This window comes from Bacillus sp. NEB1478 (genome assembly GCF_031582965.1).
Lineage (GTDB): Bacteria > Bacillota > Bacilli > Bacillales > Fictibacillaceae > Fictibacillus.
This window is the reverse complement of sequence record NZ_CP134049.1, coordinates 1,046,296-1,062,965: the sequence shown is the minus strand read 5'-3', so window position 1 is coordinate 1,062,965 and position 16,670 is coordinate 1,046,296. Positions and strand designations below refer to the sequence as shown.

The following is a 16,670-nucleotide window of genomic DNA, read 5'->3' as shown; positions in this document are numbered from 1 at the left end:
AAAAATTCTGAATCTTAATACAAGTATAGTAAATTACTCCTTCTTTTTCCATAAAAATAAAAGAACCCCCATATACAAAATGAGAGCTCCGAAATGTAGTTAAGTATAAAAAGTTGTTTTCGCATTCTTAATCAATGATGAGAATGAGCAATAAGAGCAAAAGCAGCATAAAAAAAGAACCTCTCCCCAAGAGGTTCAGAATGGTTCCCGTCTTAAAGGCTTACCCTACTTCTTTTACGGTCATTGGAACAAATGATAATAATACAGCGACTATATTATTAATCTGCTCCGGGGTAATATGTATGCCATCATTCGCTACTAGTTCTTCTTTAAGACGGATTAACGTATCCACTTCCTCCAGCCTTGAATCCATTAAGCAATAATCAATGGTATTTAACAATTCAAGCAATTGATTATTTTTATTGGTAATAAAATATGTAGTGTTCACCAATAAACACCCCCTACTACCATTATTAACGATACTAAGGTCATTTTCCTACAAAAACAATTCGTCAAATGACGACATATCTTACTTTTTATGGTTATTAACCCATTATACCTATGCGTTTATGTCGAATAAGGTCGAATCAACAAGGAAAAAGTCCTAGTATGTTTTATTGTGTAATCGGGAAATATTCACAACTTTACAAAAAAATGAAAAAATACTTTAGTTAAATAACTTTTGTAATGAAGCAAATGGTGATACATCTTCTTCGGTTTTCGTTTTGTATACTAGCTTTTCAGGTTCAAAGAGTTTAGACTCTAAAAAAGATTTTGCATTCTTAATACACTCGATTTTATTAAAGATTTTCTTAAGAATGATTGCAGTATTAATAGCATCATCCAAAGCACGATGTTTAGAACCTTCGTATGTGAGCTGAATGGTTTGAAGTGCCCTTGACAAACCAAAACGAAATCCCTTTTCACTGTCATGCAGCATACTAAAGTGAAATTGGAGATCATTATGATTAACGATCCATTCAATATCTGATTTGTGAAAAGTACAATCTGTAATTAACGCCCACTTATCTTCTGGTCCCCAAGAACATAAATAGTATTCATCAGGTCCTATCCATGAACGGAAGCTTTGTATGGCATCGGTATAGGAAGGCGCAGATATTAAATCACGTTTCGTTATCCCTGTTAAGTTCGTGATCCGTGAATTCAACTTATCCATTTTAGGCTGTACAAATGATTGAAAAGTATCGATCTGAACCAATTCCCCATTGATGATACGCATTCGTACCGCACCAATTTCTATAATCTCCGACAGCCTGTTTGTCATCTCTAAATCATAAACAATATATTGCATCCTATTCACCCCTGCCTTTAAAATCATTTATGAACTTTAGAACGGATGGCTACTTAATATTGTAGATGATTTTTCATACGATTTGTTAATAAATTGAAATATTCCCTAAAATTTATTGTAACCACAGAATTCCATTTATTAATAACTTATGATATTACTGGGCTCTTAAATACCATACTATTCTTTCATCTCAATATGTTTCTTAAACTGTCAAACTTTTCATTATGAATTTAGTATTAATTTTGTTAACATTATTGTTATCTGCTTTTAAAAAAAGATTTACATAAAGAGGGATAATGATGAAAAAACTTATATTGCTTATGTGTTGTGCTGTATCATTAGTCATTTCTGCATGCTCTAAAGATGAGGCAAAGCCAAAAGACCAATCGGCTGTTCAAGCTGAAGATGGAAACAAAAAGGATTCTTCATCTTCTACTTCTTCTCAAAAAGAAGAAAAGACTGCTGAAGCTTCTGCCAATCAATCTGAGGAAACGGCTACAAACGAAGAGTCAGATACAACTAATGCTGATGGTGAAGAAGAAAAAGACTACTTAACAAATGATCACGAATTTGTAGCCAGCGAACTGGCTAATTTAACCGAAAAGCAAATTAGCGACAAATTAGGTCAGCCTCAAAAATCTGAGGATATTAAATTCCGTTATTCAGGAACATCTAATTTTGTTCCTGCTGTTGTACATTATTATGAAAATGAAAAGTATGCGGTCACTTTTGTCCAAGGTAAAGCTGCCCGACTCTTATATTCAGTTGCAGATCTGGAAATTCCTTTTGATGATGATGAGGAAAGAGTAAAGGCTCTTGAACTTGCAGGACTGCCAACAGATGCTGAAGAGACAACAGACACTGATACTGCTTATGTCTGGAATAATATCGGCGGCGTATATGAAGTGAAAATGTTTGCGAAAGCTAATTTAGTAGATTACTTATTCATCACGCTTGATGAAGCTTACAAATAATTTTCAGACAAAGAAAGAGACATTGTTTCAAGAAATCCGCTATTATCACCGTTTCTATGCTTATCCTACTTGCATAAGATAAGTTGAGGAGAGAAACCGGCTTCTCACAGTGCAAGAAGAGGAGTGAAACCATGTCTAGTTTTACGCTTATAGTAGTACTATTCGTCCTGCTCATTATTGTCGGAGCCGTTTCCTATGGAGGGAATGGATGCTGCTGTGTTTATCCATCTCCGTACGGGTATGCGTCTAACGCACCAATTAATGGGTACTGGAACGCATAATACTAGATTAAAAGAGGGAATCTCCCACCGGAGACTCCCTCTTTCTTTATAACTTCTCTCTCATACTATCAGCTATCGGTTCGACTTCTGAACCTACTACAACTTGAATGTTTTGGTTGTTTAATTTGATCAGCCCTTTTGATCCAGCTTTTTTAAGAGCATCTTCGTCTACTTTCGTTATATCGTTAATCTGCAAACGTAGCCGAGTGATACAGTTTTCTAACAATACGATGTTTTCTTTTCCGCCTAATGCAGCTAAATAGGCATTTGCCGCAGCATCATACTTTTCATTAGCAGTTGTAGTTGTTGCCGCCGCTTCTGCTTCAACGATATCCTCGTCTTCACGCCCTGGAGTCTTTAAATCTAGTTTTACAATTACATATCGGAACACAACATAATAGAGTACAAAATAAACAGCACCGATCGGCAGCAGAAGCCATCCGTTATGAGCCTTCTTAATATTTAAGAAGTAATCTAGTGCTCCTGCTGAGAATGTAAATCCATGATGAATATCAAACAATACGGCAACTGACATCGAAATCGCGGTTAATACTGCATGAATTACATAAAGAAGAGGTGATAAAAACATAAATGCGAATTCGATAGGTTCAGTAATACCTGTTACAAAAGAAGTAAGTGCCATACTTCCAAGCATTCCCGCTACTGCTGCTTTACGATGTTTTTTTGCTGTATGAATCATCGCTAAACATGCAGCTGGCAACCCAAACATCATTACAGGGAAGAACCCTGCCATATAGAATCCTGCCTTCGGATCATCGGCAAAGAAACGCCATAAATCTCCAGTTACTTTTCCGTTTTCTCCTGTAAATTCCCCATATACAAACCATAAGAAACTATTTAATACATGGTGAAGTCCTAACGGAATCAATAAGCGGTTAAAGAATCCAAAAATACCAGCACCTATAGCCCCGGCGCTTGTAATCCACTCACCGACATTCTCTAATCCCATTTGAATGTATGGCCAAACGACTCCAAACACTAATGCTAAAAGAACCATCGTTCCTGCCGTTATAATCGGTACAAAACGTTTGCCTCCAAAGAAAGAAAGCCAATCTGGGAGTTTTGTATTACTGTATTTATTATATAATAGCCCTGCAATTACACCTGCCAGAATTCCTCCGAGTACCGACATATCAAATTCTTTTGTTTTCATTACGGTTTCCGCGAATGATTTTCCGCCTTCAGTTAATACAAAATATCCAATAGCTCCAGAAAGTCCAGCTGCACCATTACTGTCTTTTGCTATACCTACAGCTACACCAATCGCAAAGATAAGTGCCAAATGACCAAATATTGCGTTACCCGCTGCCGCTAAAAATGGAATGTCCAGCAAGTCTGGCTGACCAAAACGCAGCAATAAACCAGCTGCAGGAAGAACAGCGATTGGAAGCATAAGCGCCCGGCCTATTCGTTGTAAGAACCCTAACATGACAACCTACCCCTTTCATTTTTGAGAATACATTTTTATCGCATCTTTCAATCTGCCATGATGCTGTTCTATATATCCTTTTGCTTCATCCGCTGAGACACCTGTAATCAGCTGAAAAATGGCTGCTTTCGTATTTCCGTTTTGATCTAACAGTGCTTTTTCAGCTTCATTTTCAGTGACACCCGTTGCCTCTATAATAATATTTCTTGCACGCTGCCTAAGCTTTTCATTCGTAGGCTGTACGTCAACCATAAGATTGCTGTACACTTTCCCCCACTTAATCATGCTTGTTGTAGATATCATGTTTAACACAAGCTTTTGAACCGTTCCTGCTTTCATACGCGTTGATCCCGTAACCACTTCAGGGCCTGGCACTACTACTAAACTTGTATCAGCCAGCTTTTCCATCGGCGAATTCATAGAACATACTAAAGCTGCTGTATGTGCTCCCTGCTGCTTTGCATATTCCATAGCTCCAAGACAATATGGCGTTCTTCCTGATGCTGCAATTGCAACTACCACATCTTTTTCAGTAATATTTTCATTTTGAAGGTCCCTTTTCCCTAAATCAGCATCATCTTCTGCACCTTCAATCGCATTTCGAAGCGCGTATTCGCCGCCTGCAATGAGACCTACGACCAACTTAGGATCGGTTCCATATGTCGGGGGACATTCTGATGCATCCAATACTCCAAGACGCCCGCTCGTTCCTGCACCGATATACAGCAATCTTCCGGCATTTTCAAACGCTTCGACTACTTTTTCGGCAACGATGCTGATTTCCTTTAAAACAGGTGTAATACAACTGGCTACTTGCAGGTCAGCTTCATGTATTTTTTTGACTACTTCTAAAGCAGAAAGTTCGTCGATATTCAACGTATCCGGATTTCTTCTCTCCGTAGCCAATTTTGTTAAATCCATTTTGATCTCCCTTCATGCTGCACTGTTTAAGTTACCGTTAACAATCTTTTGGTAAAAGGATAAACTTTCTCCCGCCACGTATAAATTTGAGCAATGGCTTACTTTCTTTACAAACCTTACCTGCACAATTTACCTTTTTGTTCGCAGGCAGCCTCTGTAAGCATATCTGGAGTTCACCAGAATACCTCCCATACAGCATGTTATCAACCGTAATATCGCCCTCGTTAAAATAGTCATCCGTATAGGATTCCGGTTTATACTGATTATTTTTTTCTCTCGATGTAGCAGATCGTATCACATATTGCGCCGCATCCAGGCGATTTGTGTGAACGGTATGATAGAAACTTTGGTAGTTTTTCCTAAACTTTACATAAATCAGGATAACTTGTTCTGTTAAATAATTTAGTTCCTGGACCGAATGATCGGATAGGCTAATATCTCCTGCACAAATCTTATCAGTTCCAAGTTCCTTTAATTCTAATGCTGACTCTAAAGGGGTTATGTTTCGATGATCTTCAATGGTCGGCAGCCTTTCCTGCAGTGGTCCTCTAAGTTTTTGATCACCCGGAATAAATGCCATCGTTTTCATTCCATAACGATGAAACATCTCATTACGTTCCCTAAGTGCAAGTTTAGAGATACCTGTAAAAGGCTTTGGATAAAAATTATGACACGCTTCAGCTTGGCTCGTATCAAGCCCTTCGTTAACAAGTTCTTTCAGCTGATCTGCATCAATGGTACTTGCATTCAGACCAACTTTTAGAAAATGGGACAGCCAAGCAATCTGCTTAGCTGTAAACCCATAATCCAATCTGACTCCTGTAATACCCCATTCCTTAAGAATCGGAAGTTCCTGAAACTCTAAACCCAAACGTTCAAGAGAAGCTGGTGATAGATCAGCCATTACATCCATGTGAACGGTTTGAGCTATATCACCTAGGTTTTTAACTTTTTTCGTAAACGTAATACGTTCATCTTTTTCTTCAGGAATGTGTAAAGAAGTGAAAATATATTGAAATCCATTTTTTGCACACTTCTCAATCCAGTTTGAGTTAAAAGATTCTGGTTCACTTAAATATATGGATATTCCTAAACACAAAGGCATTCAACTCCTGTTTAAATGTCTTTTGCCATACTTTCTTTAAATCCAAATGTCCATGTGAAGATAAATCCAAAGATATAAGCGATTACTAATCCTACAATATAAAGCAGCATCTGATTGGTATTAACTAAGAACACAAGCGGAATACCAGATACACCAATCGCAATTGTTGCTACTTTAAAGAAGGCTTGGAATGCTCCGCCAATAGCTGCTCCTAAACAAGCGGTTAAGAAAGGACGGCCAAGCGGCAGTGTTACCCCAAAAATTAATGGCTCACCAATTCCTAGCATACCTACAGGAAGACCACCTTTGATAACTTTGCGAAGTCTTTGATTTTTCGTTTTAAAGTAAATCGCGAATGCAGCACCAACTTGCCCTGCTCCACCCATTGCAAGGATTGGTAAGAGTGGGTCATCACCAATTGAGTTGATAAGCTCCATATGAACAGGAGTTAGCCCTTGGTGAAGTCCTGTTACAACCAGCGGCAAGAATGTACCTGCTAAAATAAGTCCAGAGAAAACACCGCCAATATCAATTAAGTTCAACAATCCTTTTGTGATTAGATCCGATAAGAATCCGCCTACAGGCTGAAGAATGTATAATGTAGCAAATCCTGTGATTAATAACGCAAGTGTTGGTGTAACGATAATATCAATAGCTGCGGGAACAAATTTACGAATTCGTTTTTCTAAAAAGGCTATTAAAATAGCTGCAAGCATAACACCAATTAATCCGCCCCGTCCAACTACTAAAGCCTCACCAAAAAGCTTGATGTTAGCAAGACCTGGGTTGATAAGCAGAATACCAGCAGCTCCCCCTAAAGCAGGAGTACCCCCAAATTCTTTTGCAGTGTTTATCCCTACAAATACTGCCAAATAACCAAATACTCCCCAACCAATCAAGCCTAACATTTGAATGAATGAAGATTCTGGGTTTGCATCCAGTCTTAATGCTACGTTCGTGATTCCTGCGATTAAACCAGAAGCTACGATTGCCGGAATTAACGGAATAAAGATACTCGCAATTTTACGTAAAAATTGCTTAAATGGTGTTGCGTTTTTCTTATTGAGGGCATCTTTGTTCATGCGTGCCATCTGCTCAAGGTCCATCGGGTTCGTTTCATCAACAGAATGAATATTCATGCCTGTTTCATCACTCATCGCCAGTGTTACTCTGTTCACAATTCCAGGACCAACGATAATTTGAAGCGTATCATCTTCTACAACACCTAACACGCCATCCACATCTTTTAATCCTGCTAAATTCACTTTAGATGAGTCATGTAGGTTTACCCTGATTCTTGTCATACAGTGCATCAACGTTTTAATGTTTGATGCGCCGCCGAGATTTTCTATGATGCTTGTCGCCATTTGCTGCTCTTTCCCCATTTTTTCCTTCCCCCTTTTGTAATCGCTTTCATTTTTATATAAAACGCTTGAGTTTAGCGCTTCATATCAATCATAAATTTGTAGCGGTCTCCACGGTATACGGAGTGAACTACTTCGAGAGGCTTGCCAGTTGTCAAATACGTCAGTCTTTGTATGAGCAAAACAGGTGCTCCTTTGGCAATCTCTAAAATTTCACTCTCTTTTTCTCGTGCAATAGAAGCCTCGAGACTTTGTGTCGCGTAATCGATATTAAATCCCGCTTGTTCAACTTGAGAATATAATGAGCCTTCTTGAAAATGACTCTCTTGCAGATGAATGAGCTGCACCGGAACAAAAGTGGTTTCAATCGCCATCGGCACATCATTTGCTAATCGAACTCGTTTTATTTCATAGATTTCGTCGTTATGGGATATTTCCAGCACTTTAGCAATCTGGTGGTTAGCTTGAATGATTTGAAAGGATACGAGTTTAGAAGCTGGATTATATCCTCTCGCTTTCATATCCTCAGTAAAACTTGTTAAACCTAATAATTTTTGTTCGATTTTTTTACCGGATACAAAAGTTCCCTTACCTTTTCTTCTCGTCAAATAACCGTCATTGACTAAGTTGTTGATTGCTTGACGAACTGTCATTCGGCTCACTTCGTAGTTTTCTGCAAACTCTCTTTCAGAGGAGATCATTGAGCCTGGTTCCCATTCTCCTTTATCAATCTTATTTTTGATCGCCTCTTCAATTTGATAATAAAGAGGTACTGGTGATGTTTTATCTATAATCATAAAAATGATTCAACTCTCCTTATCTAGAAGCATTCTTGCACCTTTGTCTGCAAGCACAGTCACATTTGGATGCATAGTCAAAACTGTAGCAGGAATTTCTTCATTTAATGAACCTTGCAATAGTTCCCTTACAGCTCTTGCTTTGCGTTCCCCGATCGCCAGTAAAAGGATTTCCTTACTGTCCAATATCGATCCAATACCCATCGTAATAGCGTGAGTGGGCTGCTCTTCATCGGTAAAATATTTTGCATTTGCTTGAAGTGTCGATTCTGTTAGCTTTACGACATGCGTTCTAGAGTCAAAATTTGTTCCAGGTTCATTAAAACCGATATGTCCATTTTCACCGATACCTAAAACCTGTACATCAATACCGCCAAGCTTTTTAATTAATTCTTCGTATTGGATACATTCATTTTCCAGATTCTCTGCTTTACCATTAGGAAGATGTGTATGATGAGAAGGGATATCAACATTTTGAAAAAAATGTTTTTCCATATAATTATGATAAGTTTCAGACCCAGCGTATTCATCCAAATTCACCGTATACACGTGATGAAAAGATTGCTTATATTCATTACTATATTTCGAAAGGTATCGGTACATGCCTAATGGAGTATTGCCAGTTGGGAGGCCAAGCACCAACCTGTCTGCGGTTTTTATTTTCAAAAATAAAATCTCCGCAGCTGTCCTGCTTAATTCTTGTTCATCAGTAACGGAAATAAGCTTCAAACCTAACCCTCCTTCCGATGATATGAAAGCTCTCCGCGGCAAAAGGTCATAAGAATTTGGTGATCCTTGGACATCACTGTTATATCCGCATCCTTCCCTTTTGAGAGGCTGCCTTTTCGATCGAAAATTTTCAATTCCTTTGCTGCATTCGTACTCGTCATTTTGACAATATCCGATAGTGAACACCCTGTGTATTCCATCATGTTCCTAACTGCATCATCCATGCTTAAAATACTTCCTGCGAGTGTTCCGTCCTCTAGCATGGCTTTGCCGTTCTTGACCGTTACATGCTGACCCCCTAAAGTATACTCTCCATCACCCAACCCTTTGGCACGCATGGAATCCGTAATCAAAATGGTTCGATCTGCTCCTGTAGAATGATACGCAAGCTTAATCATTTCTGGACTTGCATGAACACCGTCAACAATCATTTCTACCATCAATTCATCTTGAATGAGAGCTGCTCCCGCTACTCCAGGATCGCGATGGTGCATACCTCTCATACCATTAAACAAATGTGTTACATGGGAAACACCTGCTTCGATTCCTTCTTTAACTTCAATAAAAGTGCTGTCACTATGTCCAATCGATGCAATACAGCCATTCTTCTTTAAATAGTTTGCAAGACTATGGCCACCTTCTACTTCCGGTGCTAGTGTTACAAGTTTAATATGACTTTGAGATTGCTGCTGCAACTCTATAAAGAGGTCTACATCCGGTTGTTGTATAAACTCTTTTGGCTGAGCCCCTGCACGTTTCTCTGAAATAAAAGGACCTTCCAGATGAATGCCTATAATCTCCGCAGCCCCTGGCTTTTGTTTCTTTATAAAAGAAGCAGTTTGGGTCAATGCTTTCTTAATATGATCGATATTTTCAGTCATCGTCGTGGCAAGAAAAGAAGTAGTTCCTTCAGCAGGAAGAGCTTGCGCCATCTTCCCGAGTACTTCTTCAGTCCCGTCCATCACATCTGCACCGACAGCTCCATGAATATGTATGTCGATCATTCCTGGCAGCATGACGGCTCCTTCGGCTATTTTATATGTTTTTGTTTCTTCTTCGTTGCCAAGTGGATTTACTTCACCGATGTATTCGATTTTGCCCTCTTTGATAAAGAGGTAGCCATTTTCTACGAATGACCCATGTTCATTAATAAAGGCTCCATTCAATAAGATATCTTGACTCATGTCCACTCCCCTTTATCACTTTATGTCAAGAGTATCATTAGTATAACTAGTTGTCTATACCAGTCAGAAAATTCAAATAAAAATAGCTAAGGTGATTTTACCCTAGCTATTTTTTCAAATTAATAGAGTAAATATTTCTTTCTCAATTCTTTAAATTGATACAGCTCTTCCTCATAGCGAGAAACAATATCCTCTACTGAACTCCCGGATTCAATTGCTTCTCGTACCCAGCCATTCCCGATTAATAGATCAAAGTAAGATTTTCCTGCACTGTCTTCTGCACGGAACGCAAAATCGGCAGGATACATATCATGGATTGTTTTAACTAAAGCTATTCCAGTTAATACAGGCTGGAATAACTTCTCGTCTGTTACATGTATTTCGATACCATGCGATAGTTTTCCAACATGCTTTGAAGTCGATGGTATAAAAGATGCAGAACGGAACTTCACACCAGGCAGAGCTTGTTCGTTTAGTGCAGAAGCTAAGTGATCTCCATTAATAAAAGGGGCGCCGATTAGCTCAAACGGTTTCGTAGTCCCTCTTCCTTCTGATACATTTGTACCCTCGATCAATGCGCTTCCAGGATAAACAAGGGCCGTGTCTTTTGTTGGCATATTAGGTGAAGGAAGGACCCAATCCAGTCCGCTTTCTTCATAAGTCCACGATCTTTTCCATCCCTTCATTTCTACCACTTCTAAGTCAGCATCAATATGAAATTCTTTATTAAATAATTTTGCGAGTTCACCAACCGTCATACCATGTCTTAAAGGAATCGGGTACATCCCTACAAATGATGAATAATCCGGATCTAATACCGGTCCTTCTACCTGCGTACCCCCGAGTGGATTTGGACGATCCAAGACGACAAATGGAATGTTATTTTCTTTTGCTGCCTCCATCGCGTATGCCATTGTATAAATGTACGTATAGAAACGAGTTCCCACATCTTGAATATCAAAAACTAACACATCTATTCCTTCAAGCATTTCAGGAGTAGGCTTTTTCGTTGGTCCATATAAGCTGTAAACAGGAAGACCTGTTTTAGGATCTGTATAGAATTCCACATATTGTCCAGCTTGCGCACTTCCACGTACCCCATGTTCGGGACCGAATAAAGCTTTTAGCTCGATATCAGGATTATTGTATAAGACATCTACTATGCTGTTTAAATTCCGGTCAACTCCAGTTGGGTTTGTTATTAATCCGACTTTTTTTCCTTCTAACAAAGATAGATTGTCCTTCAGAAGCATTTCTAAGCCCGTTTTAAAATTTTGCCTATGATAATTATCATATTTGCTTCTTGTTGCATTGAGTGTTTGTGTACTCGGGAGCACTACTGATAAGACGAGCAAGACAGCTAATAAAAATCCCCATTTTTTCATTGCGCTTTCCCTCCTTCTTTTAATATCCTAAACCGTGTCCAAACGGATATAGTACAGTATCATCTTGATAAATCGTAACTGGAAGCTTTCCTGACGGGTTGTTCATACCAAAAATGGTTTCAGCCGTTGCTTTGAAACTGGCATCTCTGAATCCATATTGGGCAAGATAAGCAGTAACATCAGGGAACGCCATAATGTCATAAGGATTTCGAATTCCTACTGCTACCGTTTTATTTGGAGCCGCTTGAATCACTTGGTTTACCATCTGCATTTGGCTGCTTGATGGTAATCGTCCTGATACGTTAAATGTGTAAGTGCCTAACACAACTAAATCTGCATTTCGTACTTTCATTAGCTGTTCTTCTGTTAGCTTTTGGGCTGATAGAATTAACTCCACAGATGGAATATAGGCGGATAAAGCTTGCTGAAGAGATTGACTATAGGTGTTTCCTACAACAACAACAGAATCGATGCTTTCTTTATTTACTGGCAGCAGCCCGCTGTTTTTCACCAATGTAATAGATTTGCGTGCAACTTCTTTTTCTACTTCTTTATGTGCAATGTTCCCTACAACATTTTGTGCATTTTCTACTTTTTCTTCGACTGGTGTATCTGTCATTTGTTTAAAAATTCCGCGTTTCGCTTTTAATGTCAGTAGTCTCTCTACTGATTCATTCACTCTATCTTCTTTAATATCTCCTCTTTCTACGGCATCATAAAGTCCATTTGCTACTTCTTCTAGACCAACAGGCATCAGAACAATATCTGTTCCTGCATTAACTGCACGAATAGCAGCATCCACTGGTCCGAAATGATCAACGATCGCTTGCATGTTGAGCGCATCTGTTGAGATTACACCTTTAAAGCCCATTTCTTTTCTCATCAAATTCGTTAATACTTCATAAGACAAAGTAGCTGGAAGGTTAATCTCTGTTCCATCTTTTTTCGAAATAACAGTTGTGGGATCAATCTTCGGGAACGTTACATGTGCAGTCATAATTGCATCGATCCCCTGATTCATCGCTTGCTGGAACGGATAAAGTTCTACTTCCTTTAATCGCTCTTTATCATGTGGGACTGAAGGTAAACCAAGATGTGAATCAACAGCAGTATCACCATGTCCTGGGAAGTGTTTTGCTGTAGCAGCCATCCCCGCACTTTGTAATCCTTTTGTATAAGCAGTCCCTAACTCTGCAACTAACTTTGGATCTTCACCAAAGGAACGCACACCGATAACAGGGTTATCAGGATTGTTGTTTACATCAAGTACTGGAGCCAGATTCATGTTGATTCCTAGCGAATCGAGTTCAGAACCAATAGATTTTCCGACTGATTTTGCCAATTCTGCTGATCTTGTTGCACCAAGCGCCATATTTCCTGGGAAATCGGTACCACTCTGCAAACGTGTCACAATTCCGCCTTCTTGGTCGATTGATATGAGAAGACCATATTCCTCATTTGCCTTCTTATACTCATCTACTAATCTTACAGTTTGCTCAGTTGTAACTACATTCTCACGGAATAAAATGACTCCGCCTAAATAGTATTTTTTCACTAACTCCTTTATTTCATCGTTCATTTCAGTAACCGGTTTCCCATTCCAGTTACGGAAATCTGGCATTAGCATCTGTCCAATTTTTTCTTCAACTGACATTGATTTGATCGCTTTTGAAATCAGATCGTATTTTTCACCTTTTTGTTTTTCGAACGCAGCTTTTCCATGCTTAACAAGTATTCCAATTCTGTCGAATGATTTTCCATCTGTAACAAAAATAAATGTTTTGCCGTTGTGACCGCTTAATGTAACGGTACCTTCCTGAACGGAAGCCACATTTTTATTCGTGGATCCCCACTTCAGATGTTCTTTAACTTCGGAATAAGCACCATCATTATCAGCTTTCAATGCAGAAAGTTTAATTGTATCGCCATTAAGTTCTGTACTTAATTGCGGCATATTTTGAGCGATAATTAACGATTCGCTATCCCATTGTTTAGCAAAAACTTTAGATTGTCCTGTTCCTGCAAACAAAGGAATAATCAAAAATGCAGTTAAAAATAAAGACCCTATCATTCTTAAAGCTTTCAATACATCCAACCTCCTCAAATTGGTAGCGCTTTCTTTCTTTGACACTTTTCGGTAGAAAAAGGAAGGTTCCTGTCACATGGTGTAAAAACAGAACTTAAGTCCTTTTATGTGCTAGGACTAGTTGTCTATACCAATCTTAAAACAGTCTTCATATCAGTAAGAAAGACTCAAAAAAACTTTTCCGAGATTTCAGATAACATTTTAGTTTTAATAACTTTTGAGGAAGGGGAATGAAATATACAAAATAAAGAAAAAAAGCTTGCGGCGATAATTTTAAATCGATATAATTCATTATGTTACAGAAAAAATACGGGGGCTTAGCTCAGCTGGGAGAGCGTTTGGCTGGCAGCCAAAAGGTCAGCGGTTCGATCCCGCTAGTCTCCACCATACATAACAGTCAAAACCCTTGAGGAATCAAGGGTTTTGTTTTTTATAAAAGCCAATGTAAAATCGCACCTTTAGTTTACTTATGTGAATGATAAGTTAAAAAACGCAATATAAAATTATTTTCACTTATTTTTTAATGGCAGATTTATCGTAAAGCATGTTCCTTTGTTTAACTCACTCTTAATCAAAATTTGTCCGCCCATTTGTTTTACGATTTGATGGCATACGGTTAATCCTAAGCCAGTTCCCTTTTCCTTTGTTGAGTAATACGGGCTTCCTAGTTTTTTCAATTGCGCTTCGGTCATTCCTACACCGTTATCTTTAATTTGAATGGATACGAAGCCATTTGAATTTTTTGCAGCCGATAGCCAGATTTCCCCTTCGCTTTTAATCGCTTCAATCGCATTTTTGATGATGTTTATCAACACTTGCTGAATTTCTAGTTTAAGCCCCTCGATTTCGAGAGATGATTCCACTTGCTGTGTAATATGAATACTGTTCAGAATGGCATACGAATGCATCACGTCAATCGATTGTTGTATGATAGAAGTCAAATCAATGATTTCATATTGATCAGTTTGCGGCTTTGCGAGAGCTAAATATTGATTGATGATTTCCTGTGCCCGATCTAATTCCTCAATCGAGATTCTTATGTATAAATGCTGTTCCTTCGTTAAATTTTCTTTTTGCATTAACTGCATGAACCCGCGCACAGATGTCATCGGATTACGGATTTCGTGTGCAACCGAAGCAGCCAGCTGGCTGACGACATTCATTTTTTCCGTTCGGATCAGTTCTTGTTTCATTTCCATTTGCTCATTCATGTTTTCAATTAAATATATGATTGCAATCAAAGTTGCCAAAACAATAAGAGAGGAGCTTACTTCAAAAAAGGTTTGCCGGTAGTCTCCTTTTAAGGTAAGAAAAATCCCTCTTGTGATCGGAATCGTCATATAAAACAAACTGATCACGATAACTTTTCCTTTTATTTGATAACGGTGAAACCTACTGCTTACTGGGAGTAACAATAGACAAAACACCGTATAATTGCCTAATAAGATCAATAACCTCTGGTCTGTAAAATACCCTGTTATAAGCAGTGCAAAAAAGGTTGCAAATCCAGCTCTTTTGCCTCCGTATAAAAAGGACAGTATGATAGCGACAGCTTTAAAGTCATACTTATAGATTTCGGAATAAAGGACAGGTTGGCTCATTGTAAAAACTAATATGATCAGTATGAACAGAAAAAATTTCGAGCAAATTTTTTTCCGTTTCTCTTCTCTTTCTATAAAAAAGACTTGATAGATTAGGATTGTAAAAAGAATAAAGACCACGTGCAAGCACATGCTTTGGATAGACTCCCACATATCGTTCCCTACTTCCTAGATTTACCTGCCTTTTTTGATTTTCGACAAAATCTAGGAAAATCCTTGTCTACTAAACAATAGTTTGCATAAAAATATGCGATACCAATACACACAATAGGATGGATGAAACTTGAATATAAAAATACACAGCTATTTCCTAATTCAATTACCTCGTTTTCAATCGTTCACAGTAAACACCATGCATATACCAAGACTTTGTAATTCATCACAATAAGAAAGCCACCTTCCAGAGGGGAAGGTGACCAAGACATTAATTTATAACTGGTTTTAATCCGCGTCGGTTTATTTCTTCTTTGAGGTGTTTAGCAATCTCACTGTTTTTTTCATGTTTTAAAACTTCTCGATAAGAAATAATCAATTGTTCGTCACTCATGATCTTGTTCAAATGCATTCCTCCTCAAGTTGGTTTTTGTTAGATTACAAATCTAACATATCTACAGTCTAAGTCAAAAATTTCGATAAAAAAAGACAAAAAAGTGCTAAAATTCAAAAATTTTATATAGTACTTTAAAACCATACCTGTTGATTGAGCTTGTGTGAAGAATACATTCCTGAGTCTCTAATCTTGTAAGACAATCAGCTTTTCAATAAAGACTCTTTACGATATGTACTAAAAGCACCAATTTTTAAGAAAAGAGCTTTTAATAAAGAAAAGCTGCCTAAGTTGGCAGCTAAAATTTGAATTACTTAAAATTTTTTTATCAATCTACTTTTATGGATTCACTATATTTCTTAAAATTATCCATAAACGCCTGCCATCCTGCTTCTTGCATTTCTATGGGATTGGTAGATTCCGCTTCAAATGTTTCAATTACTTTAGTGTCGTTTTCTTGGTTAATAAAAGAAATCGTAACTTTTCTTCCATCATCAAGAATGTAAGAAATAAACTCATTTTCTTTTACATCATCATAAACACCACCAAAATCGAATCCAAAACTCCCGTCCTTAGCTTCCATTCTTGTAAGAAATCTCCCGCCAATTCTTAAATCATTTTCTGCATTTGGCGCATGCCAATCATCAGAAGCAAAACTCCATTTTGTTATATGCTGTGGCTCTGTCCAATATTTCCAAACTTCTGCAACCGGCTTATGAACTGTGGTTTCTACCGTAATTGTTACTTTATTACTTGTCTCCATTTTACTTATCCACCTCACCATAATAAATTCGTTGACTTCTTAATCTTTTAAATTCAATAAAAACATCCATTTTTCCTTCTTAAAAACGTGCACCTGATGAATATCAATTAATAACAATTACACATTTCTTTTACTGTTGATAGGATAGTAATTTTTTTCGCTTGCATCCAA

At 38.0% G+C, this 16,670-nt stretch carries 16 protein-coding genes and 1 tRNA gene; 3 read left to right on the top strand and 14 right to left on the bottom strand.

Features of this window, described 5'->3' with window-relative positions; genetic code table 11:
• Positions 1–220: 220 nt before the first annotated feature.
• Together RGB74_RS05060 and RGB74_RS05055 are read right to left on the bottom strand one after the other, a co-directional pair.
• Positions 221–448: a BTB/POZ domain-containing protein gene (locus RGB74_RS05060; protein WP_310761914.1), complete on the bottom strand. Its 228-nt coding sequence runs from the start codon at positions 446–448 to the stop codon at positions 221–223.
• A gap of 219 nt (positions 449–667) precedes the next feature.
• Positions 668–1,312 (bottom strand): 3'-5' exonuclease, encoded by a 645-nt coding sequence (locus RGB74_RS05055; RefSeq protein WP_310761913.1) that lies wholly within the window; start codon positions 1,310–1,312, stop codon positions 668–670.
• 299 nt (positions 1,313–1,611) lie between these two features.
• On the opposite strand from RGB74_RS05055, the gene RGB74_RS05050 reads away from it, so the two are divergent.
• Entirely contained in the window at positions 1,612–2,286 is a 675-nt protein-coding gene (locus tag RGB74_RS05050; RefSeq protein ID WP_310761912.1) for a hypothetical protein, read from the top strand.
• 131 nt (positions 2,287–2,417) lie between these two features.
• The gene (locus RGB74_RS05045; protein WP_310761911.1) at positions 2,418–2,567 is read left to right on the top strand and encodes a YjcZ family sporulation protein; all 150 of its coding nucleotides are present in this window, start codon (positions 2,418–2,420) and stop codon (positions 2,565–2,567) included.
• Between the two features lie 46 nt (positions 2,568–2,613).
• Here RGB74_RS05045 and nagE read toward each other — a convergent pair whose 3' ends face one another.
• The 9 genes from nagE to nagZ form a co-directional block, all read right to left on the bottom strand.
• The gene (nagE, locus tag RGB74_RS05040; protein WP_310761910.1) at positions 2,614–4,017 is read right to left on the bottom strand and encodes an N-acetylglucosamine-specific PTS transporter subunit IIBC; all 1,404 of its coding nucleotides are present in this window, start codon (positions 4,015–4,017) and stop codon (positions 2,614–2,616) included.
• Positions 4,018–4,032: 15 nt separating this feature from the next.
• Positions 4,033–4,938 carry an N-acetylmuramic acid 6-phosphate etherase gene (gene murQ / locus RGB74_RS05035; protein ID WP_310761909.1) on the bottom strand — a complete coding sequence of 302 codons (906 nt, stop codon included), beginning with the start codon at positions 4,936–4,938 and terminating at the stop codon, positions 4,033–4,035.
• 37 nt (positions 4,939–4,975) lie between these two features.
• A complete protein-coding gene (locus RGB74_RS05030; RefSeq protein ID WP_310761908.1) occupies positions 4,976–6,037 on the bottom strand; it encodes a DUF871 domain-containing protein in 1,062 nt (353 codons plus the stop codon).
• A 17-nt stretch (positions 6,038–6,054) separates the two neighbouring features.
• Positions 6,055–7,428: a PTS transporter subunit EIIC gene (locus tag RGB74_RS05025; protein ID WP_310761907.1), complete on the bottom strand. Its 1,374-nt coding sequence runs from the start codon at positions 7,426–7,428 to the stop codon at positions 6,055–6,057.
• Positions 7,429–7,481: 53 nt separating this feature from the next.
• Complete coding sequence (locus tag RGB74_RS05020; RefSeq protein ID WP_310762795.1) at positions 7,482–8,201, bottom strand: GntR family transcriptional regulator; 720 nt, start codon at positions 8,199–8,201, stop codon at positions 7,482–7,484.
• A 12-nt stretch (positions 8,202–8,213) separates the two neighbouring features.
• Complete coding sequence (nagB, locus tag RGB74_RS05015) at positions 8,214–8,933, bottom strand: glucosamine-6-phosphate deaminase (RefSeq protein WP_310761906.1); 720 nt, start codon at positions 8,931–8,933, stop codon at positions 8,214–8,216.
• 2 nt (positions 8,934–8,935) lie between these two features.
• Positions 8,936–10,117: an N-acetylglucosamine-6-phosphate deacetylase gene (nagA, locus tag RGB74_RS05010; RefSeq protein ID WP_310761905.1), complete on the bottom strand. Its 1,182-nt coding sequence runs from the start codon at positions 10,115–10,117 to the stop codon at positions 8,936–8,938.
• A gap of 119 nt (positions 10,118–10,236) precedes the next feature.
• On the bottom strand, positions 10,237–11,502 hold the full coding sequence (locus tag RGB74_RS05005) for an exo-beta-N-acetylmuramidase NamZ family protein (RefSeq protein ID WP_310761904.1): 1,266 nt from the start codon (positions 11,500–11,502) through the stop codon (positions 10,237–10,239).
• Positions 11,503–11,521: 19 nt separating this feature from the next.
• Positions 11,522–13,573, bottom strand: coding sequence for a beta-N-acetylhexosaminidase (gene nagZ / locus RGB74_RS05000; RefSeq protein WP_396136048.1), 2,052 nt, complete (start codon positions 13,571–13,573; stop codon positions 11,522–11,524).
• Positions 13,574–13,899: 326 nt separating this feature from the next.
• On the opposite strand from nagZ, the gene RGB74_RS04995 reads away from it, so the two are divergent.
• A tRNA-Ala gene (locus RGB74_RS04995) sits at positions 13,900–13,975 on the top strand.
• A gap of 122 nt (positions 13,976–14,097) precedes the next feature.
• On the opposite strand, the gene RGB74_RS04990 is transcribed toward RGB74_RS04995, so the two are convergent.
• The 3 genes from RGB74_RS04990 to RGB74_RS04980 all read right to left on the bottom strand — a co-directional run bounded on the left by RGB74_RS04990 (position 14,098) and on the right by RGB74_RS04980 (position 16,499).
• Positions 14,098–15,189, bottom strand: a complete 1,092-nt coding sequence (locus tag RGB74_RS04990; RefSeq protein ID WP_310761902.1) for an ATP-binding protein — start codon at positions 15,187–15,189, stop codon at positions 14,098–14,100.
• A 424-nt stretch (positions 15,190–15,613) separates the two neighbouring features.
• Positions 15,614–15,748: a sporulation histidine kinase inhibitor Sda gene (locus RGB74_RS04985; protein ID WP_310761901.1), complete on the bottom strand. Its 135-nt coding sequence runs from the start codon at positions 15,746–15,748 to the stop codon at positions 15,614–15,616.
• Between the two features lie 316 nt (positions 15,749–16,064).
• A complete protein-coding gene (locus RGB74_RS04980; RefSeq protein WP_310761900.1) occupies positions 16,065–16,499 on the bottom strand; it encodes an SRPBCC family protein in 435 nt (144 codons plus the stop codon).
• Between the last annotated feature and the right edge of the window lie 171 nt (positions 16,500–16,670).